We start from the raw sequence: 19264 nt of genomic DNA, 5'->3' as shown, positions 1-19264 counted from the left end.
AGCGAGTAACTCCCACTCCTGATCGGTGAGTTCATGGCGGCGTATCACCTAAACATGATCCACCACCCGATGATCTTTGAAGACAGGCCCTAGAGCCGGTGCCGGTGCGCCCGTCCTGGCACCGGTGCCGGTGTGAGGTCCTTCGTCAGTGAGGTTCCGTCACGCGAGGTCAGAAGATGCCCTGCCCAGGCACCAGGATCCCTCGCGGGTCGTACGTCTTCCTGGCCTCGGCGAAGCGGTTCCAGGCCCGGCCGAAGTGCCGCTTCCAGTCGGTGTGGCGGAACGGGACGGAGCCGACGGGGTACTGCGTGCCGCCGACCGCCCGGACCGTGTCGTACGCGGAACGGTTGGCGTTCAGCAGGCGTCGTACGGTCGCGGTGTCCTCGGGCGGGGTGGTCCGCAGGACCGCGAACAGGTACGGCATCGGGTCGTCGGGCATGCGCAGCAGCGGGGCGCGGAGGTGCTCGCGCACCAAGGGGTAGAGGAGGACCACGCCGGGGCCCAGGTCGGCCGGGGTGAGCGCGTCCAGCAGGGTGCCTGCCACGTCGGCGGTGCTGCGGCCGGGGAGGACCAGGTTGAGCCAGGGGTGGGCGTAGGCCCACAGGCCCGCCTCCTTCAGGGCGGCGACCGACGGGGCGAGCCGGTCCAGGAAGTCGTAGTAGCCGAGGTCGGTGATCTGCGCGCCGGACGCCTCGTACCGCAGGCCCCGCAGCAGGGCGGTGTCGTCGGGGGTGTCCCCCACCGGCGGCCCGTAGGCGACGGCTTCGATGGCGAACTGGTTGAAGGCTCCGGCGGCGTCGGCGCCGACCTGGCCTTCGAGGTAGTCGAACCGCCGCTCGGTGGCGAGGAGTTGCTGGTCGTCGAGGAAGGTCTGGAGGTCGTCGTACGGCAGGAGGTAGTGGCGTACGGTCTCCGGGGCCGGGACCAGGCGCAGGGTGGCGCCGACGATCACCGCGCACTGGCCGAGGCCGGCGAGTACGGAGTGGAAGAGGTCGGGGTGGCGGGTCGGCGAGCAGCGGAGCAACTCCCCTGCCCCGGTGACGACTTCGAGCTCCGCTACGTTGTCGACCTGGGCGCCGCGCTGGTGGCTCTGGCCGCCCAGGCCGCCGACGGACAGGGTGCCGCCCACGGAGAGTTCGAGGTAGTCGGTGAAGACGGGCGGGGTGAGTCCGTGGGCGAGGGTCGCCTTGGCGACGTCGCTCCACTTGGCGCCCGCGCCGACCGTGACGTGCGAACTCCCCTTCCGTACCAAGCCGATGGCGGAGAGCGGGCCGGTCTCGATGATCAGGCCGCCCTCGACCTGTGCCTGCCCGTTGGTGCCGTGGCCCTGTCCGCGCGGGGCCAGGGACAGTCCGTGCCGGTTGCAGAACCGCACCATCGCGACGACGTCCCGCACGGATCCGGGTCGCAGTACGGCGGCCGGTCTCCGGTGCACGATGTGTCCGAAGTCGTCGGCGTCGGCGCCGAGCGAGGCGTCGTCGGTGAGCAGCGTCCCGTCCAGCCGGGGAACGCCGGTGAGCGGCCGGCCGGAGTCGGTCACCGCCCAGCTCCGGGTGAAGGGGTCGAAGCCGATCACCACGACTGAGCCGGCGACCAGCCCGCGCAGAGCGGTGCGTCGAGACGGGGTGCGGGACATGGGGTCCTCCTGAGACCGTCCGGTGAAACGATCAACGACGGCTCAGTCTAGGCACGTTGGAGTGCGGGGACAGGGATGTCCCGGCAGTTCGGCACGCGTCGCGGCGCCCCGGACACGCCCTAGTCGTCGGAGTGGCTCTTCGGGGTGAGGCCCCCGCGCCGCCTCTTGCGCGAGCTGTGCAGGAGTTCGCTCGCGATGAGGGTCACGTTCGCCACGGCGCGGGCCCAGCGCGGGCCACCGCGCTCGGCCCAGAGGACACACGCGCACCCTCCGACGGCGAGCGCCAGGACGACGAGCAGCACTGCGACGATCATGTTGTCCACTTCTGGTCGGTACGGTCCGATGGCACACACGCCGCTGACGATTCTTTCAGGCCCGGACGCGTGGACCCGGACGGCCTCTGCCTCATCCACGCCCGTGTGCCGAACGAGGCGCAGGCCCGGGAGGCCACGGCGGCTGCCGCGCGCAGCGCCCCGGCGAAGACCTCCGAGGTCGGGCAGCCTCCCGCCAGGTGATGGGCGAGCGCCCCGTGCAGCACGTCACCCGCGCCCACCGTGTCCGCCACCTTCACCGACGGGACGTCGACCGTGCCCTCGCCGTCCGGGCCCGTCCAGACGATGGGGTCCGCTCCCCCGCTCACCGCGGCCCAGGTGACTCCGTGGTCCCGCAGGAAGCGCAGCGTGTCCGCCGGGGTGACCGTGCCGGGCGGACGGAAGTCGGCCGAGCAGACCGCCACGTCGACGAAGGGCAGCAGGTCCTGGGTGCCGGGCTTCCAACTGCCGCCGTCGAAAAGGGTGTTGCGGCCCAGGGCGCGCGCGGAGCGGGCGGCGGCCAGGGCCAGGGCCATGTGGTGGCCGTCGAACTCGACGAGGTCGCAGGCCGTCACCAGCGCGTCGAGGTCGTGGGGCGGGGTGAGCCGGTGTGCCGTCGCGTTGGTCGAGGCGACGGCGCGTTCCCCGGTGGACGCGGTCACCAGGACGGAGGAGACGGCGGGCGGGTCCTGCGAGTCGGCGGCCAGGTCGGAGACGGTCACGCCCAGCGCGGCCAGGTCGGCGGCGGCCCCCACGCCCGTCGGATGGGCGCCGATCGCGGTCAGGAGTGTCGGTGTGCCGCCCAGGTGGGCGAAGGTCACCGCCGCGTTCGCGGCCGGGCCGCCCGCGGCGACCACCTGCTCCCGGGCCGTGAGTTTCTCGTTGGCGCCGGGTGCGTGGTCCACGAGCTGGATGACGTCCAGGGTGCACAGACCGACGAACAGTCCTGCGGGGCGCCCTCTCTCCACGAACTACCTCCTCATGCCATTTACTAACAATTGGTTGAGCAGTCCAGACTGCTCAACCTACTGTTAGTAGTTATGAAGGTGAACACCCCGGACGACACCGCCCGTCTCGCGTCCGAGCTGCGGCTCGCGGTGGGCCGGGTGACCCGGCGGCTGCGTCAGGCGCACGCCGTGGGTGACGTGTCACTCTCCGGAGTCTCGGTACTGGCCCGGCTCGCCCGCGACGGCTCCGAGTCGCCGACGTCCCTCGCCGAGGCGGAGCGGGTCCGCCCGCAGGCCATGGCGAGCACGCTCGCGGTGCTCGAACAGCGCGGGCTGGTCCGCCGCAGCCCCGACGCGGCGGACGGGCGCCGGAGCATCGTGGCGATCACCGACGAGGGTCACGCCATGCTGGCCGAACGGCGGTCCGAGTCGGTCCACCGGCTCGGGGCCGTCCTGGACGAGTTCACCGCACAGGAGCGCGCGACCCTCGCGTCCGCCCTCCCCCTCCTCGACCGACTTGCGGAGCGACTGTGAACGAGCGCGCACACATACCCGGCGACGGACAGGGGACCGCGGGCGGCCGGCCGTCGCTGCTGGGCTCGGTGCGCTCGGGGCGCCGCAAGGACACTCCTCCCGGGCCGAACTACAAGTGGGTCGCGCTGTCGAACACGACACTGGGCGTGCTGATCGCGACGATGGACGCCTCGATCGTGATCATCTCGCTGCCGGCGATCTTCCGGGGCATCGGCCTCGATCCGCTCGCGCCGGGCAACATCGGCTATCTGCTCTGGATGATCCTGGGGTACCTGCTGGTCTCGGCGGTGCTGGTCGTCGTGCTCGGCAGGCTCGGGGACATGTTCGGCCGGGTGAAGATCTACAACCTCGGCTTCCTGATCTTCGCGTGCGCGTCGGTCGCCCTGTCCCTGGACCCGTTCCGCGCGGGAGCGGGGGCCATGTGGCTGATCCTCTGGCGCATCGTGCAGGCCTTCGGCGGTTCGATGCTCACCGCCAACTCGGCCGCGATCCTCACCGACGCCTTCCCGGCCCGGCAGCGTGGAATGGCGCTCGGCGTCAACCAGATCACCGCCCTGGCAGGGCAGTTCCTCGGTCTTCTCGCCGGTGGTCTGCTCGCGGTCGTCGACTGGCGCGCGGTGTTCTGGGTGAGCGTGCCTGTCAGCATCACCGGCACGATCTGGTCGTACCTGAGCCTGCGCGAGACCTCGGCGGGCCGCCCCGGCCGCATCGACTGGCTCGGCAACCTCACCTTCGCGGCCGGCGCGGGCATCCTCCTCGCGGGCATCACCTACGGCATCCAGCCCTACGGCGGCAGCGCCACCGGGTGGGGCAACCCGTGGGTGCTCGGCGGGCTGATCGGCGGCGCCGTCCTGCTGCTGGCCTTCTGCTGGATAGAGACGCACATCGCCGAACCGATGTTCAACCTCGCCCTGTTCAAGGTGCGCGCCTTCGCCGCGGGCAACCTGGCCGCACTGTTGACGGCGATCGCGCGGGGCGGGCTGCAGTTCATGCTGATCATCTGGCTGCAGGGCATCTGGCTGCCGTTGCACGGCTACGACTACGAGGACACCCCGCTGTGGGCGGGCATCTTCATGCTGCCCCTCACCGTCGGGTTCCTGATCGCGGGACCGCTCTCCGGCTATCTGTCGGACCGGTTCGGCGCGCGGATGTTCTCGACGGTCGGGCTGATCGTGGTGGCCCTGTCCTTCGTCGGGCTGCTCGCCCTGCCGATCGCCTTCGACTACGGCATGTTCGCGGCGCTGCTGCTGCTCAACGGGCTGGGCCAGGGCATGTTCTCGGCGCCGAACACGTCGTCGATCATGGGCAGTGTGCCGAGCGAGTACCGGGGCGTCGCCTCGGGCATGCGGTCCACGTTCCAGAACTCGGGCACCGCGCTGTCGATCGGGGTGTTCTTCTCCCTGATGGTGTCGGGGCTCGCGTCCTCGCTGCCCCACACGCTCAGCCAGGGACTCCAGGCGCACGGTGTGCCGACGGGTGCCGCCGAGCAGGCCGCGTCGCTGCCGCCGGTGAGCACGCTCTTCGCCACGTTCCTCGGCAACAACCCCATCCAGCACCTGCTGGCGTCGAACGGCGCGCTCGATCAGGTCTCCGCCGCCCAGCGGGCCGTGCTGACGGGGCACACCTTCTTCCCGAAGCTGGTCTCCGGACCGTTCCACCACGGGCTGACCATCGTCTTCAGCGTCGCCGCGGGCATGGCGCTGATCTCCGCGGTCGCCTCGGCGCTGCGCGGCGGCCACAAGCCCGACCTCGGCCCCGGAGCGTCACCCGCGGACCGGCCGAGCACTCCGGCGGGGACGCCCGAGACCTCGCGGACGAGGCCCAACTCGGCCTCGTAGAGGCGGAGATGCGGGTGCGTGCGCCCCTCGGTGAAGGAGCGCACGCACGCGTGTCCGCCGGTCAGCCGGTGCCGTTGACGGCGAACGTCCATGCGGCGTGGCTGCCGGGGCCGACGGTGAGGGTGGAGGTGCCGATCCGCTCGACGTGCCGGTCCTTCACGGGGTGGTTGAGCGACATGTCGACCTCCCGGTAACCGGCCTGTTCGCGGCTGGTGACGTCGAGGCGGATCGTGGTGCCGCCGCCCTGCGCGACGACTCCGCCGCCCTTCACGGTCCGGACGGTGAAGCCGCCGGCGCGCAGCAGCGGCACGGTGTCGGCGAGGTCGCCTGCGGTGACCGCGATGCGGACGGAGGTGACGTCGCGCATGAGGTGGGTGCGGTAGTCGTCGGAGAGGTAGCGCTCCCGGCCGACATCACCGGGGAAGCTCGGCGGCTCGGTGTTGCCGCGCGGGTCGGCGAAGTACTCCGGGCGGTATTCCATCCCCCAGGCCCCGAAGGCGTCGTACTCACTGGTGGTGAAAACGGCGTCGAACCAGGGCACGGGCACGCCGTCACCGAAGTCGCGGGTCTGGAGGAAGTCGACGGGTTCGGCGACACCCTCGTCCTTCAGCCGGTCCTTCACGGTCGCCAGGTCTCCCGCGCGCTCGACCGAGAGGCCGAGTCCGGCGGAGCCGAGGGTGCCGTCCTGGCCGGGGACGTCACCGATCCCGAGCAGTTCGAGGTAGGTCTCGCGGCCCATCAGGTAGCGGCCGGTCCAGGTCTCGCCACCGGTTCCGCTCGTGGTGCGGACCTGGAAGTTGGCGAACTCCCGCAGATAGTCGGAGTGTTCGATGGCGTCGGCGGTCTCCCGGTCGAAGACCCCGTAGGAGTGGTTGTAGAACAGCAGCTCCCGACCGGTGGGGTCCTGGTTCGCGTGGGCCTGTGCCGTCCCCACCCCGCCCCCGACCGCTCCGGCGAGGGCCACAGCGAGCACGATGATCATCCGTAGTGCGCGGCGCATCAGCATGAGCGGGATCGTAGGGCGGGGCGGGCGCGACCGGTGTTCTTTGTGAACGAGGCCGAAATGCTTGACACATGGCGCTCTGCCCGGGGTGGCCGCGCGGCAACGGGCTTGTTCCGTGCCGCGGTTCGCGGGCTCGCGGTGTCTCCCGGCCTCAGGTCACCAGGAGGGACCGCCCTGCGAGGGCTGGGCCGCCTGCCGCTCCGGGAACACCGCGTCGCCGCCGAACAGCGGGGCGGCCTCGATCTCCGCGGCCGGTCCTTCCTTGTCGCCGAGCATCATGTCGGGGTCGAACATGACGATGACGGCCGCGACCAGGAGCACGAGGAGCGGGCCGGCCAGCATGAGGAGGAGAAACGCGATCAGGTCGGCCGAGGACTGCGAGGCACCGGCCACGTTGGTGAGGTGGACGGAGACCGCGGCCATGCCGGTGTAGTGCATGCCGGTCACCGCGACACCCATGACGAGGCTGGCGCCGAGGCTCGCCCAGAGGGCGTGGATGGAGACCGCCGCCCACAGGGCCGCGGTGGCGGCGGCCACGGCGATGATCACGGAGAGGACCACGGTCACGGTGTCGTAGTGGAGGGTGCCGTTCGTGTGGATGGCGGCCATGCCGAGGTAGTGCATGGCCGCGACGCCGAGCCCGGTGATCGTGCCGGCCACGCCCAGGTTGAGCGGCGAGCCGCCCCGGTAGCCGACGAGGAACACGCCCACGGCGACCACCGCGATCGCCACGAGGAGGCTCAGGAGCGTCTTCGTCCCGTCGTAGTTGACCAGCGCGCCCTGGACGCTGAAGCCGATCATCGCGATGAAGTGCATGGTCCATATCCCGCAGCCGATGGAGACGGCGCCGAGGGCCAGCCAGCGGGCTCTGTGCTGCGGACGGCGCAGCGAACGGGTCGTGCAGCGCAGGCCGAGGGCCGCCCCGAGGCACGCCATCAGATAGGCGGCGACGGGGGTCACCGCGCCGTAGTAGAAGTCGGAGACGGTGGCGGTCTCGGCGGAGATGACGGTCATGGAGTGTTCCCTTCACGTGCGCGGCGGTGGGCGGCACCGCGGTCTCGGTGTGCCGGCACGGTGACGTGACGCGCACTCCCGTCCGGCCGACCGCGGGCGTCGCCGGGTCGTGCCGGGCACGGGCCCGTGTTCGGGCCTCCGGTCAGGAGGGGGCGGGGACACGGGGTGCGCTACGGCAGGGGCGCGCGCGGATCTGCCACCCCCGCCCCTGCCGCACGTTCGTACCGACTCGGCCGGGTGGGCGGACCTGCGTGAGCGGGCGGACATCCTGCTGACGGACCACAGGACACGGGGAACCGCACGGTCGAGATCCGGCCACCAGGCCGAGTTGTGCATGATTCAATCACGGTCCGCACACATACCCTGCACAACCCGGATAGGTGTTAGCCGAATCGATACATCGCCACCAGTACGCACAAAGCCCACCAGGACGGCGAGTTCGGTTGAGTACGGTTGTGCGGTATGGCCCGACTGTCCGGGCTCAGGGCTCTTCGATCTTCAGACGCCTGAAGGTTCCTCGTATGCCCGGCCCGGCCGCCGGGTGGCCGGAAGTACGCGATGCCTCGACCGGCCCGTTCCGGCCACGGATCGGCTCCGCGGCCGGAGAGGCTGAACTCGGCTCACCAGTAAGGAAGTTGGTGGTGAGCCGGGGCGCTCAGACGCCGACGTGGTGAGGGGCCGCCCATGCCGCGGGGGCGTCCCGGTAGCGGACGCGGACATCCCGCGCGGTCCGGGCGAGGGCCACGGCGGGTTCGTCGCGGGCCGCGTCCAGGGCGTCGTAGAAGAGTCCGGCCGTCGTCTCGGCGACGGCGTCCGGGACGCGCCAGAGGGTGCCGACCACGCCGGAGAAGCCGACGAGCAGGAACGCGGAGGTGAGGTGGATCGCCTCGTCCGCGAGATGGCGGGGGGTGTAGGTCGTCTCGCACGCCGAGAGATAGGCGAGACGGCCCCAGCCGCCACGGCGCGCGGCGATCTCCGCGAACGTGAGGTCCAGGTCCGGCAGCAGGAAACGGCTGGTGCCCGGGTCGTCCTGGTCCGCCACCGCGTGCAGCGCCATGTGCAGATGGGTGCAGGTGAGCAGCCTGGAGATGAGCACCTCGCGTCCGCACCGGGCCAGGTCCAGCGGTTCGACGCCGAGACGATCCGCCGCCGCGCGGGCCTCGCGGCGCGCGGCGGGCAAGTCGGGGAGCCCCGGACGGCGCACGTCGGCGTGCACGACGGCCGCCTCCGTCCGGTCCGGAGCCGCCGCGCGGGCCCGCGCGTGGTGCAGCGCCGTGACGGTGGGCGTGTACGAGGACACCGTGCGATCCACCAGCGACCTGGTGTCCTTCGTCGGTTCCGGGCCGTCCGGGGCCGCGGTCGCCGCGTGCAGGGGCAGTCGGCACAGCGCCTGGGTCGGCACCCACCACACGCGGGTGTCCGGATCGGTCAGCCGGAGGTCGGCGAGGACCGGGGCGGCCACCTCGCGCCAGAGCAGGTCGAGCGTCGCGGTGACGCGCAGGTTGGCCGCGTCGACCTCGTCCTGGGCTGCCCGGGGATCCAGCGCGACGACGACGTCGGCGTGGAACACGTCCGCCGCCCGCTCCACCTCCTCGGCGTCGAGTCCCTTCAGCGGTACGTGCCGCAGTCCCTCCGCGGTGAGCACCAGGGCGTCGCAGCGGTACTCGCTGACGTTCACCACGACCACCGGGCCCTGTGCCGCCTCGGCGAGCAACGAGGCGATCGACGGCGGCCGTTGGAATGCGGCCTGGCCGGGCAGCGCCCTGATCATCCGTACGACGACGTCGAGTTCGGCCTCCAGGTCACGACGGCGTTCCCGCTCCCGGCCCCTCGCCTCTCCCGCGGGCGGCCCGCTCGGCAGGGTGAGCGGCGGATGGTCGAGGCGGTCGATCGCGTCCCGCAACGTCTCGAAGCGGCGGGCGAGTTCAGCGTCGGAGTCGTGGAGGTCCGCGAGGTCGGCGCGGATCCCCGAGCGGCGGTTGAGGAGCACACCGCGGCCGAGTTCCAGCAGGCTCAGCGCGCGCTCGGGTTCCCCGCAGGCCAGGGCCATCGCCGCCGCGTCGCTCGCGAGTCCGTCGGCCTCGGCGAGCCTTCGCTGGGCGTCGGGGCGCTCCAGGCGGCGGGGCGTCGCGGCGGGCAGCAGCTCCACGGCGAGCGCGAACGCCTCCGCCGCGGCCGAGGCGTCGCCCGTCAGCGCGGCGAGCCGGCCCCAGTCGCGGGCCGCGTGCAGCCGTACGTCCGCCGGGCCGGTCCCGGTCCTGGCGGCTGCGCGCAGGGCGTCGAGGGCTTGTGCGCGGTCGTCCGTGTTGCGGGTGGACTCGTACCGCAGGTTCAGTACGTAGGCGAGGTTGGCCTGCGCCCGGCTCAGGCCGGGGTCGTCCGATGGGGTGTCCGCGACCACGCGGTGGGCCAGAGTCACGGCCTCTTGGAGGTCTCCGGCGTGGGAGCGCGCGGCGAGGGCGAGCAGCAGAGCGGCGCGGACCGCGATGGCCGACCAGCCCTCGTCGATGGTGGTCAGCGCGGCGCGCGCGGCATCGACGGCCTCGGTGGCGGCCGACTCCCGATGTGTCGACGCCGCGCGCAATGAGACGGCCAGATTGGCGAGTTGGAGCGGCAGCTGCGGATCGGTGGGGGCGGTGGCGCGCACGGCGGTGCGCAGACTGGCGAGGGCCCGGTCCAGCGTGTCCCGGTCGCCGGTGATGCCGTGGAGCGCGTGCAGCGCCAGACCGTGGGCGCCCGCGACCGTCGCCAGCCGCCGGGACGCCGGTCCGGCCGCCATCGCCTCGTCGAGGAGCGCGAGCGCTTCGTCCAGGTCGCCCCGGACGCCCAGCACCTCGTGCCGTTCGGTGAGCGCGGTGGCCAGATTGCTGAGCAGCCCGGCGCGTTCGGGGTGCTGAGGCGGGACCAGGTGCTGAGCCTCGCGCTGGTGGTCGATTTCCGCGTCCAGGTCGGCGAGGACACCGTCGCGGGTGTAGCGCGCGTACAGCGCCGCGCCCAGGTTGCTCAGCCGCAGCACCCGCTGATGTGCGGGCCCGTCCTCGCGTACGGCCCGCCGTCCCGCCTCGACCGCTTCGTCCAGCTCGTCGTCATCGCCGTGCAGCCGGGTGCGGGCGGCGAGGGCAGTACTCAGATTGTTGAAGTGCATCCCGGCGTCGGGATGATCGTCACCGAGCAGGCCGAGGGCCTGCCTGAACCGGTCGACCGCGGCGTCCAGGTCGCCGGGCGCGCTGTCGTCCTCGTACCGCAGGAGCAGCAGCACGCCGAGGTTCCCGATCCGCCCGGCCCGGTCACCGGGCGGACCGGCCTCCGGCGACGCGGCCGACTCCGCGTACGAGATCGCCTCGTCCAGCAGACCGGGTTCGTCGCCGAGCAGCCAGCGGCACCGCAGAACGTCGGCGAGCGTGTCGAGCGCGACGGCCCTGCGCTGCACGTCATTCGCGGCACGAGCGACGGCGGTTCGCGCCGCGCGCTCGGCTTCCGCCGCGAGGTCGAGGTCCTGGTGGTGGTCGGCCCCCGCGCAGAGGACGGCGGCGGCGATCTGCGGGACGTCCGAGACGTCGGCGGGTGAGCTGCGATCGGCGTCGGAGGCCGTGGCACCGGACGAGTCGCCCACCGCTTCCAGCCCGGCCGCTTCGTCGGTCATCGCCGCCCGCACGACCGCGACCGCCTCCGCCAGCGCCTCCGGATCCCCGGCGTAGTGGCATTCGGTCAGGGCGCCGGCCAACAGACAGGCCCGCTTGGGGTGTTCCCGGTCGTCGGTTGCCGTGCGGCGCAGTGCCTCGCGGGCCGCCGTCGCCGCCTCCCGCGCGAAGCGTGGGCCGTCGCTGCGGGCGGAGCGGTAGCGCAGGATCTGTGCGAGTTCGGCGTACTCGTCGGCGGCGTCCAGCCCGTGCCGTTCGCACTCCTCCACGGCGTTCCGGGCGGCCGTCTCCGCGCTCTCCAGGGTCTCGGCGGTGCCGTCGTGCTCGTAGCGCAGCCGGTGGGCCTGGGCCAGGTCCAGCAGGGAACCGCCGCCCGCGGCGAGCGAGTTCTCGATCATCTCGACGGCCTCCTCGAACAGTTCGGGGTCGTCGAGGTCCGCGCCTGCCCGGAGGAGGAGTTCGGCCATCGACGAGAGGACCATGATCCGGGGCAGCGGGTCGTCCGGAGCCCGGTCCGCCGCCCGGCGCGCGATGCCGACGGCCTCCCGCAGCTGCCCGGTGTCGCCGGTCATCGTGTGCAACGCGTCCTGGGATTCGGCGAGTTGCGCGAGGAGCAGCGCCTCGTCCGGCCCCGCGTCGGCCACGGCCCGGCGCAGCGCCTCCACCCTCCGGACCCCGTCCGCGGCGCCCCCACCGCGCCGGGCCGACTCGGCGTGCAGCGCGGCGATCCCCTCCAGCAACGACACGCGGTCCTCCCGGCCGGCGTGTCCGAGGGCCGCCTCCAGACGGACGACGGCCCGGTCCGTGCGGCGGGGGAAGCGGTCCTGCGCCGCCGCCCGGTGGGCGCGCCGCAGCGCCAGGGCCAGCCGGAGACGCCGATACGGCGACAGCGACCTCGACGGCTCCGGCTCCGGCGGAGAGGGCCGTGTCGTATCAGCCCCGGTCGTCGCCGTCGGCTTCTCCCGCCATGCGCTCGGCGGGGTCCACGACGAGTTGCACGAGGGTGGTGACCCGTTCCCGGAGGGGCTCGGGCGGCGGGACGTCGGCCGGGTCCTCGATGCGGTCCACCCGGTTCGGGGAGAGAACCTCCAGCCGGGAGACCGCGGCCCGGAACGCGAGCTCGTCGCCCGTGTCGTAGGCCGTCGCGAGTGCCTCGACCGCGGCGGCGGGGCGGGACCACGCCGCCTCCGGGAGCCGCCATGCGGCGATGTCGCCGAGCAACTGACCGGCCCGTGTGCGCAACACGGCATCCAGGTTCGTTCCGGGTGAATCCGCCCTAGACTGCATGGCCTCAACTGTAGCGAGAACGCCGGTGGCGGCGACGCGATACGGGGGTGTACCGGCACGTGACCGAACGAGAGTTGACGAGACAAGAGGTCACGGAACAGGAGGTCGCGGTCCACGTCTTCGTCCCGCTGCACGGCAGACGCGCGGAGGAAGGCGTCGCCTCGGTCCGGGCGATGTGGCGGCGCTTCCGTGAACTGCAGGACGCCGACAGGGAGTTGTACGGCGCGCTGCCGGTGCGCGTGCCGGACGCCCTGCCCGCCGCCGCGCCGTACGGCTCGGTCGCGGTGGCGGGCGTGCAGTCCGCCGAGCGTCTCGACCAGGCGATCCTGCGGCGGCACGGAGAGGGCATGCTCAACCTGTCGGTCCTGCTCGGCGCCGGTGAGGACCGGGAGTGGTCCGGGTTGCGCGCACGGGCGGAGACGATCGTCGGTCCGCTCGGGGCGTGTCATCTGGGCGCGGTGACCCTGGAGTTGGGGAAGCGTCCGGAGGGAACACCTGGGGACGTCGACCTCACGGAGCCCGAGGGCGGTGATCCCTCGCAACCGGCCAGGCTGGTGCGGATGGTGGGCCGGGTCGGCGCGGACGGACGGCTCGGGGCATGGGCCTGGTCGGACGGTCACCGTCCCGAACTGCCGCACTTCGTCCGCTACTTGATGCACATGACCGCCCTGCGCCATCAGTGGGCGACACACCACTCGCTCGGCGACGCGCGGGCCGCGGGCCGGGACGGGACGCTCGCCGAGGTGCGGCTTCCGTACTGGGGCGCGGAACACTACGGGTTGACCGACGCCCAGGCCGAACTCCGGTTCATGCTGCACGTGGTGGAGACCCTGCGGGAGAACGCCCAGCACGCCCTGGAGGACGCGGGCCTCGACGGCGAGGCCCTGCCCGCCGCCGACCGGCGCTTCGGCTCGTCGTTCCGCCAACGCCTGACCGACCTCCTCGCCCTCCGTGACCTGGCCGGCCCGACAGCACCTGGACGGGCCCCGGCGGAACCGACACGCGCCCCGGCGCATCCGGATCAGGACCCAGCGGATTCCGCGGGAGACCCGGCACCGGACCTCAACTCCCGGGCGGCAGCGGCCGACCGGAGCCCTGCACCCGCCGAATCAGGGCAGCAGCCGACGGCGGCCCGGCGCGACCGCGTGCTGGCCGTCGTGGACGAGTGGTTCCCCGCTCACGGCGGACTCAGCGCCTTCAACCGCGCCCTGTGCGGCGCGCTCGCCCGGGCCGGTGCGGACGTCCGCGTCCTGGTGGTGTCCTCGACTCCGGAGGAGCGCGCGGACGCGGCCGACGCCGATGTGCGGCTCGTCGACGCGGCCCGGGCGGGTGTTCCGGGGAAGGAGTCCCTGTTCCTCCGTCCGCCGTTCACGGATGACTTCGTGCCCGATCTCGTGATCGGGCACGGCAGGGACATGGGGCTGGCCGCCAGGACCCAGGTCGACGAGTACTTCCCGGACGCGGGGCGGCTGCACTTCCTGCACGTGGAGCCGGACCGGGCGGAGGCCCAGAAGCCGCACGTGGAGGCCGACTTGGCGGTCCGCGCCCAGGAGCGCACGGAGCGGGAGCTCGAACTCTGCGAGGGTGCCCTGCGTTCGGTGGCGGTCGGCCCCCGGCTGGAGAGGAACCTGCGGCGGCATCTGCGCATCCGTCAATTGGCCCCCTTGCTGCGCGTCGACCCCGGATTCGACGGGCGGCCCGCCGCGACACCGCCCGGCCTCGACGAGATCCCGCAGATCCTGATGATGGGACGGCTGGACGACGCCCCGCTCAAGGGACTCGACATCGCCTGCCGGGCGCTGGGCGCCGCCGTGCCGCAGCGCGCGGAGCACGGCGCCTGGGAACTCCTCATCCGCGGCGTGCCCCCGCAGAAGTCGAAGGAGTTGCGCGCGCAGGTGGAGGACTGGATCGGCAACCCGGCGGTGGACGTGACGCTCCGCCCGTTCTCCGCCGAGCCCCGGTTCGTCATGGAGGACGTGGCGCGGGCGAGCCTGGTCCTCATGCCCTCCCGCGCGGAGGCGTTCGGACTGGTCGGTCTGGAGGCGATCGCCGCGGGGGTGCCCGTGCTGGTGAGCGGGCGCAGCGGACTCGGCATGCTGCTGCTCGACCAGCGTCACCTGCCGGTGGCGCAACAGGCCGTGGTCGATGTGGCCGCCACCGAGAGGGACCTGGAGGCGGACGTCCGGCTGTGGGAGAAGTCCGTCCACGCCGTCATGCGGAACGTGCCGGCCGCCTTCCGCGAAGCAGCCGAACTCCGCACGGCGATGGCCGCCCAGTGCACGTGGGCCGCGGCGGCCGCCGCCGTACTCGGCTGCGTCCGCCCCGATCCCTCCGCCTGAGCCGTGACCGGCCCTCCACGTCTCCCCTCTGTACGTGGAGGGCCGGGGTCGGGTGCGGCGGCGGGTCTGCTCAGTGGGTCTGCACGGCTGTCGTCCTCCTGCGGCCGGCCGGGGGCCGATATCCCCTCGGTGTCGAATCCGCAGGCAAACACGCGGATCCGTCCGGCCGTCCGCGGTCCTGGAACACACTGGAAACGTCTGGACCCGCGCGGTGCGGATCCGTGAACGTCCCCACGGAGGAACGGTGGTGAACGAGATCCCCCGGCCGTCCGGCCGGCCCGCGGACGCTCTGGCGGAGCGACTCGCGGTCGAGCTGACCCGGGCCGTCGTCCGGGCGGAGAAGGGTCCCGGCGGAACGCTGGACCGCCGTGAACTCGCCCGCCGCCTCAGCGTCTCCCCCAGCAGCCTGTACGCCTATCTCAACGGCACCACCCTGCCCGGCACCGGGGTCTTCGACGCACTCCTCACGGCGCTGGGCGTCACGGGACCCGAGGCAGGACGGCTGGCCACGCTGCGCGACGAGGTCGACGCCGCCCGGCGGTTGCGTCCCGGCACCGCCCGCCGTTCCCCGGGCACCCCCGGGGTGCCTCGTCAACTCCCGCTGAGCCACCCGGTGTTCGTCGGCCGGGACGCCGAACTCGCCCGGCTGGACGCCGTACGGACCCCGCCGGGCGACTCGGTACCGGGCCGGGCCGGGGTCGCCGTCGTCGAGGGCACCGCGGGCGTCGGCAAGACCGCGCTCGCCCTGCACTGGGCGCACCGGACGCAGGACCACTTCCCGGACGGCCAGCTCTACGTCGATCTGCGGGGCTTCGGCGACGACGCGATCATGGACCCCGGTGAGGCCCTGCACGGCTTCCTCGAGGCGCTCGGTGTCACCCCCGGCGCCGTCCCGGCCGACGTCACGGTGGCGTCCGGACTGCTGCGCACGCTGCTCGTGGGGCGCCGGGTGCTGCTGGTCCTGGACAACGCCCGCTCCGCCGACCAGGTACGGCCGCTGCTGCCGACGGACGCCGGTTCCGTGGCCGTCGTCACCAGCCGCAACCGCCTCGACGGCCTGGTCATCCGCGAGGGCGCCCGGCGGATCGCCCTCGACGTGCTGCCCCGCTACGCCGCCCGCAGCCTCCTGGAGCGGCAGATGGGCGCCGAGCGGATCGCCCAGGAACAGCGCGCGGCGGACGAACTGGTCGATCTGTGCGCCCGGTTGCCGCTCGCGCTGAGCGTGGCCGCCGCCCGCACGGCCGCCGCCCCGGCCGGTTCCGTCGCTGCCCTGGTCCGTGAACTGCGGCGCGCCCGGGCGCCGTTGGACCTGTTCGGGGTGCAGGACGCGGATGTCGATCTGCGCAGCGTGTTCCATGGCTCGTACGCGCTGCTGCCGGCTCCGGCCGCCCGGCTGTTCCGGCTGCTGGGCTGTCACCCCGGACCCGAGATCGACGCCACCGCCTGCGCGGGGCTCGTCGGCGACACGGAGCCGCCCGTCGCGCTGCTCGACGTCCTCACCGCCGCGCACCTCGTCCGTCAGCACACTCCCGGCCGCTACACCCTGCACGACCTGCTCCGGCTGTACGCCGTGGAACTCCTCGACCGGGGTGCGCCGCAGGAGCGCCGGGACGCCACCGAGCGGCTGCTGCGGCACTGTCTCGACACCGCGCGCCTGGCCGACCACCACCTCGAACCCTGGCGTCCGGCACCCGGCGGGACGCCGGAGCGCACCGGCGCTCAGCCGTGGATCGACGACCACGCGTCCGCGACCGACTGGTTCGAGTCGGAACTCTCCACGCTCCAGGCCCTCATCGCCCAGGCCGCCGCCTCCCCCGGCCTGGAGTCGTACGCCTGGCGGCTGGCCGACTCCTGCGCCGTCCATCTGCGCCGCTCCGGCCGTCGCGCGCAGCGGGCCGCCGTGCACGCACTGGCCCGGGACGCGGCGGCCCGGGCCGGGCACCGCGCCGCCCACGCCACCGCGACCCGCCGGCTGGCCGACGCGCTCTCCCGCCTCGGCCGTACCGGTGAGGCGCTCGACCTGCTGTACTCGACCCTGCGCGCCTGCCACGGCCTGGGCGACCCGGAGGGCGTACGGGAAGCGCGGCTCTCGCTGGTGCGGGTGCACACCTCCTGCGGCGAGCCGCGCAGGGCGATGCCGCACGCCCGGCTCGCCCTCGCTCTGGCGGAGCGCACGGGGGACCCGGTGGCGCTCGCCGACGGCCTCACCTCCGTGGCACAGCAGTGGGAGCGGCTGGGAGAGCACGCGGTCGCCCTCGACCACGCGCGCCGCGCCCTGGACCTCTACACCCGGCTCGGTCATCTCGACGGGCAGGCGGGCATCCTCATCGGCATGGGCCGCGCCGAGCAGGGGCTCGGCCGGCCCGCCGCCGCGATCGGCCACTACGAGGTCTCGCTGGGCCTCGACCGGGCGCTGGGCGACCGGTTCCGTGAGGCGCACGCCCTGGAGCACCTCGGGGACGCCCACGCGGCGCTCGGCCGGAGCGGGGACGCGCACGCGCTGTGGGAGGAGGCCCTGACGCTGTTCGAGGAGCTGCACCATCCCGACGCCGAGCCGGTCCGCGCCAAGCTCGGCACGGCGGCGGACTACGCTCCGGTGTCCGCTTCCAGCCAGCTCAGCCCGTAGCCGTAGCCGACCCTCATCGCCCCGAACTCGACGTCCACGAGCCCCTGTTCGTCGGGGCGGAGGGTCGGTGTGCCCGGATCCCGCTGGTAGATCACGGCGGTGGGCACGCCCTCCAGCCGCCACACCGTGCGCGGTGGCTTCGCCGGGTCGAAGCCGATCCGCAGCCGGAAGTGCTCGCTGCGGGTCAGCGGTACGTGGACGAAGTGCGGTGCCATCGGCTGGGCGGGCGGGATGCGCAGCCGTAGTTCGTAGACGTGCCGTGTCCCGGCCCTGAGGGCTGCGGGCAGGACCAGGAACCGTTCGAAGTAGCTCTCGTACTGCGGGCCGCCGTCCTCCAGCCGTCCGCCTTGGACGGCGGACATCTCCAGTGCGTGCCCGGGTGTCGTGTCACCGGCGCGCCGGGGGACGCTGACGCCGACCGGGATCCGGGTCAGTCCGTCGCAGGTCGCGACCACGATCCGGCGCTCCAGCGCCTCGGGGGCCGGGGTGTCCAGCCGGAGCCGGGTGGACACGGACTCGGTGTACCAGCCGTGCGGATCGTCGCGTGCGCAGTCCGGCGGGCAGCGCTCGGCGTGCGTCCCGGTCGCGCGGCCGGGGCGGGCGCCCCAGGGCGGCGGGTCGATGCCGTCCCATCCGGGCGAGTCGCCCGGGCGGTCGGGGTCCAGGGCGCGCCGGACCTGCGCCCAGTACTCGCCCCAGCGCCGCACATCGCCGCCGCAGGCGCCGACGATGGCCAGGGTGACCGGCCGGGTGGGGTGGATCTCGCCGCGCATGGCGTCGCTGACGGTCGTCCTGCCGTAGCCGGTGCGGCGGGCGAGCTGGTCCAGGGTGAGTCCGGCCGATCCGCGCAGGTCGCGGAGCCAGTACGCGAAGAGCCGGGCCGGTGATCCGGCCAGGACGATCTCCTTCTGCGGGCGTCCCATCGAGCGCAACCCCCCTTGCGACGCGGCCGCGTTGCCGCCGATGTCGCGGCCGAGTGTCGCACAGGGCCGGGTGCCGCGTCCCGGTTCGCGGCCGGGTCCGCCGGCCGTCCGGGTTTTCCGGGGATCGTCCGGTTCGCCGGAGAACTGTTGAGTGCGAACTCCGGCCCTTGTTACACAGGTTGCGCCCGGCTCCGGTGCGACCGCATCGGCCGGTTCCCGCTCTTGTGCCAGGAGAGGATCATGGCTCTGTTCCCCAGGACGCCCCGCGCCGCCGCCCGGCTGCCGGACGACGTGGTGTCACGGATGGAGCGGTTCGGCCGCTTCGAGTTCGACCCCGTCGGCACCGACATCGACGCCTCGGACGTGTGGAGCGAACTCCAGGCGCCCTACCTGCCGTTCGCGCAGTCCGACCCGCAGGGCTTCGCCCGCGCGCTGGCCGACGCGGTGCTGCCGGCCGGTGGCTTCGCCCTGTTCGGCGCCGCCCGCACGGTGTGGAACCTGGTCGGCTCCGACTTCACCAGCCCCGACTACGACGCCGTACGGATGGCCGCGCTGGAGTTCTTCCGGGCGAACGGGGTACCGCCGAACCGGCTGTCCGCCGCCGACTGGCAGTTCTGGCAGGAGAACCGCTCCGAGCCCTGGCTGGTCGGCCGGCCCCGGCCGACCCCCGAGGAGGCCCGGATCCCGCCGCTCGTGCCGGGCGAACTGCGTCAGCTCGCCCGCCTCACCGAGGCCTCGGACTCCAACGTCGTCTACGTCACCGCCGCGCGCGAGGGCCGCGTGGTGACCGTCGTGGACGCGCCGACCAGCGACACCGACCCGACCCGGGCGCGCTTCGAGTGGACGTCGGCGGACACCCTGCACGACCTGTACGCGCAGATCGGCGAGGCGTTCCAGACGCCCGTGCACTGGGTCGCCGACGAACTGCGCCCGTTCATCCCGCTGCCCCCGTCCCGTCTCTGAGCCGACCGCGTCCCGAGGAGTGAACACATGGCCAAAGGCCTCAGCTGCCAGGTCTGCCGGCAGCGCATGAGCGTCAAGAGCGAACAGCGTCAGCCGATGGGCTCGTGGATCGTCTACGAGTGCCGCAACCCCGCCTGCAAGAACTGGATCGACAGCGGTCAGCGCTACCGGTTCAGCGAAAAGGTCTTCGAGGACAAGTAGG

General features: G+C 73.1%; 14 protein-coding genes. 6 read left to right on the top strand and 8 right to left on the bottom strand.

The features are described from left to right. Window positions 1–169: 169 nt before the first annotated feature. The 3 genes from ACIPTO_RS37270 to ACIPTO_RS37260 form a co-directional block, all read right to left on the bottom strand. On the bottom strand, window positions 170–1636 hold the full coding sequence (locus tag ACIPTO_RS37270; RefSeq protein WP_401199468.1) for an FAD-binding protein: 1467 nt from the start codon (window positions 1634–1636) through the stop codon (window positions 170–172). A gap of 119 nt (window positions 1637–1755) precedes the next feature. Further along, entirely contained in the window at window positions 1756–1950 is a 195-nt protein-coding gene (locus tag ACIPTO_RS37265; protein ID WP_401199466.1) for a hypothetical protein, read from the bottom strand. Further along, window positions 1947–2915 (bottom strand): PfkB family carbohydrate kinase, encoded by a 969-nt coding sequence (locus tag ACIPTO_RS37260; RefSeq protein WP_401199464.1) that lies wholly within the window; start codon window positions 2913–2915, stop codon window positions 1947–1949. The genes ACIPTO_RS37265 and ACIPTO_RS37260 overlap by 4 nt, the downstream gene beginning before the upstream one ends. A gap of 72 nt (window positions 2916–2987) precedes the next feature. Here ACIPTO_RS37260 and ACIPTO_RS37255 point away from each other — a divergent pair, with 72 nt between their 5' ends. Together ACIPTO_RS37255 and ACIPTO_RS37250 are read left to right on the top strand one after the other, a co-directional pair. Next, entirely contained in the window at window positions 2988–3428 is a 441-nt protein-coding gene (locus ACIPTO_RS37255) for a MarR family transcriptional regulator (RefSeq protein ID WP_366315334.1), read from the top strand. Beyond that, on the top strand, window positions 3425–5266 hold the full coding sequence (locus tag ACIPTO_RS37250) for an MFS transporter (protein WP_401199462.1): 1842 nt from the start codon (window positions 3425–3427) through the stop codon (window positions 5264–5266). Before ACIPTO_RS37255 ends, ACIPTO_RS37250 begins: the two co-directional genes overlap by 4 nt. A gap of 61 nt (window positions 5267–5327) precedes the next feature. Here the strand turns inward: ACIPTO_RS37250 and ACIPTO_RS37245 are convergent, their stop codons facing one another. The 4 genes from ACIPTO_RS37245 to ACIPTO_RS37230 all read right to left on the bottom strand — a co-directional run bounded on the left by ACIPTO_RS37245 (window position 5328) and on the right by ACIPTO_RS37230 (window position 12169). After that, a complete protein-coding gene (locus tag ACIPTO_RS37245) occupies window positions 5328–6248 on the bottom strand; it encodes a DUF5829 family protein (RefSeq protein ID WP_401199484.1) in 921 nt (306 codons plus the stop codon). 177 nt (window positions 6249–6425) lie between these two features. Then, a complete protein-coding gene (locus ACIPTO_RS37240; protein WP_366315336.1) occupies window positions 6426–7283 on the bottom strand; it encodes an MHYT domain-containing protein in 858 nt (285 codons plus the stop codon). 655 nt (window positions 7284–7938) lie between these two features. Beyond that, window positions 7939–11670, bottom strand: coding sequence for a CHAT domain-containing protein (locus ACIPTO_RS37235; RefSeq protein WP_401199460.1), 3732 nt, complete (start codon window positions 11668–11670; stop codon window positions 7939–7941). A gap of 187 nt (window positions 11671–11857) precedes the next feature. Then, entirely contained in the window at window positions 11858–12169 is a 312-nt protein-coding gene (locus ACIPTO_RS37230; RefSeq protein WP_401199458.1) for a CATRA system-associated protein, read from the bottom strand. 101 nt (window positions 12170–12270) lie between these two features. Between ACIPTO_RS37230 and ACIPTO_RS37225 the strand changes: the two genes are divergently transcribed. Beyond that, window positions 12271–14550 (top strand): CATRA conflict system CASPASE/TPR repeat-associated protein, encoded by a 2280-nt coding sequence (locus ACIPTO_RS37225; protein WP_401199456.1) that lies wholly within the window; start codon window positions 12271–12273, stop codon window positions 14548–14550. Window positions 14551–14797: 247 nt separating this feature from the next. After that, on the top strand, window positions 14798–17176 hold the full coding sequence (locus ACIPTO_RS37220; RefSeq protein ID WP_401199454.1) for an ATP-binding protein: 2379 nt from the start codon (window positions 14798–14800) through the stop codon (window positions 17174–17176). Here ACIPTO_RS37220 and ACIPTO_RS37215 read toward each other — a convergent pair. Beyond that, window positions 17137–18099, bottom strand: coding sequence for a helix-turn-helix domain-containing protein (locus ACIPTO_RS37215; RefSeq protein WP_401199452.1), 963 nt, complete (start codon window positions 18097–18099; stop codon window positions 17137–17139). The genes ACIPTO_RS37220 and ACIPTO_RS37215 overlap by 40 nt on opposite strands. Window positions 18100–18339: 240 nt before the next feature. On the opposite strand from ACIPTO_RS37215, the gene ACIPTO_RS37210 reads away from it, so the two are divergent. Both ACIPTO_RS37210 and ACIPTO_RS37205 read left to right on the top strand, forming a co-directional pair. Further along, window positions 18340–19062: a hypothetical protein gene (locus ACIPTO_RS37210; RefSeq protein ID WP_366315348.1), complete on the top strand. Its 723-nt coding sequence runs from the start codon at window positions 18340–18342 to the stop codon at window positions 19060–19062. A 27-nt stretch (window positions 19063–19089) separates the two neighbouring features. Next, window positions 19090–19263, top strand: a complete 174-nt coding sequence (locus ACIPTO_RS37205) for a hypothetical protein (RefSeq protein ID WP_366315350.1) — start codon at window positions 19090–19092, stop codon at window positions 19261–19263. Window position 19264: the final 1 nt, after the last annotated feature.

Origin of the sequence: Streptomyces sp. NPDC090083 (assembly GCF_044747445.1) — a bacterium.
GTDB lineage: Bacteria > Actinomycetota > Actinomycetes > Streptomycetales > Streptomycetaceae > Streptomyces.
This window is presented reverse-complemented; position numbering and strand designations above follow the sequence as displayed.

Bases quoted from the DNA above. Each gene is read 5' to 3' on its own strand.
- ACIPTO_RS37255 (WP_366315334.1), top strand. From the start codon at position 2,988: ATGAAGGTGAACACCCCGGACGACACCGCCCGTCTCGCGTCCGAGCTG.
- ACIPTO_RS37205 (WP_366315350.1), top strand. From the start codon at position 19,090: ATGGCCAAAGGCCTCAGCTGCCAGGTCTGCCGGCAGCGCATGAGCGTC.
- ACIPTO_RS37210 (WP_366315348.1), top strand. From the start codon at position 18,340: ATGGCTCTGTTCCCCAGGACGCCCCGCGCCGCCGCCCGGCTGCCGGAC.
- ACIPTO_RS37270 (WP_401199468.1), bottom strand. From the start codon at position 1,636: ATGTCCCGCACCCCGTCTCGACGCACCGCTCTGCGCGGGCTGGTCGCC.
- ACIPTO_RS37215 (WP_401199452.1), bottom strand. From the start codon at position 18,099: ATGGGACGCCCGCAGAAGGAGATCGTCCTGGCCGGATCACCGGCCCGG.
- ACIPTO_RS37240 (WP_366315336.1), bottom strand. From the start codon at position 7,283: ATGACCGTCATCTCCGCCGAGACCGCCACCGTCTCCGACTTCTACTAC.
- ACIPTO_RS37265 (WP_401199466.1), bottom strand. From the start codon at position 1,950: ATGATCGTCGCAGTGCTGCTCGTCGTCCTGGCGCTCGCCGTCGGAGGG.
- ACIPTO_RS37245 (WP_401199484.1), bottom strand. From the start codon at position 6,248: ATGATCATCGTGCTCGCTGTGGCCCTCGCCGGAGCGGTCGGGGGCGGG.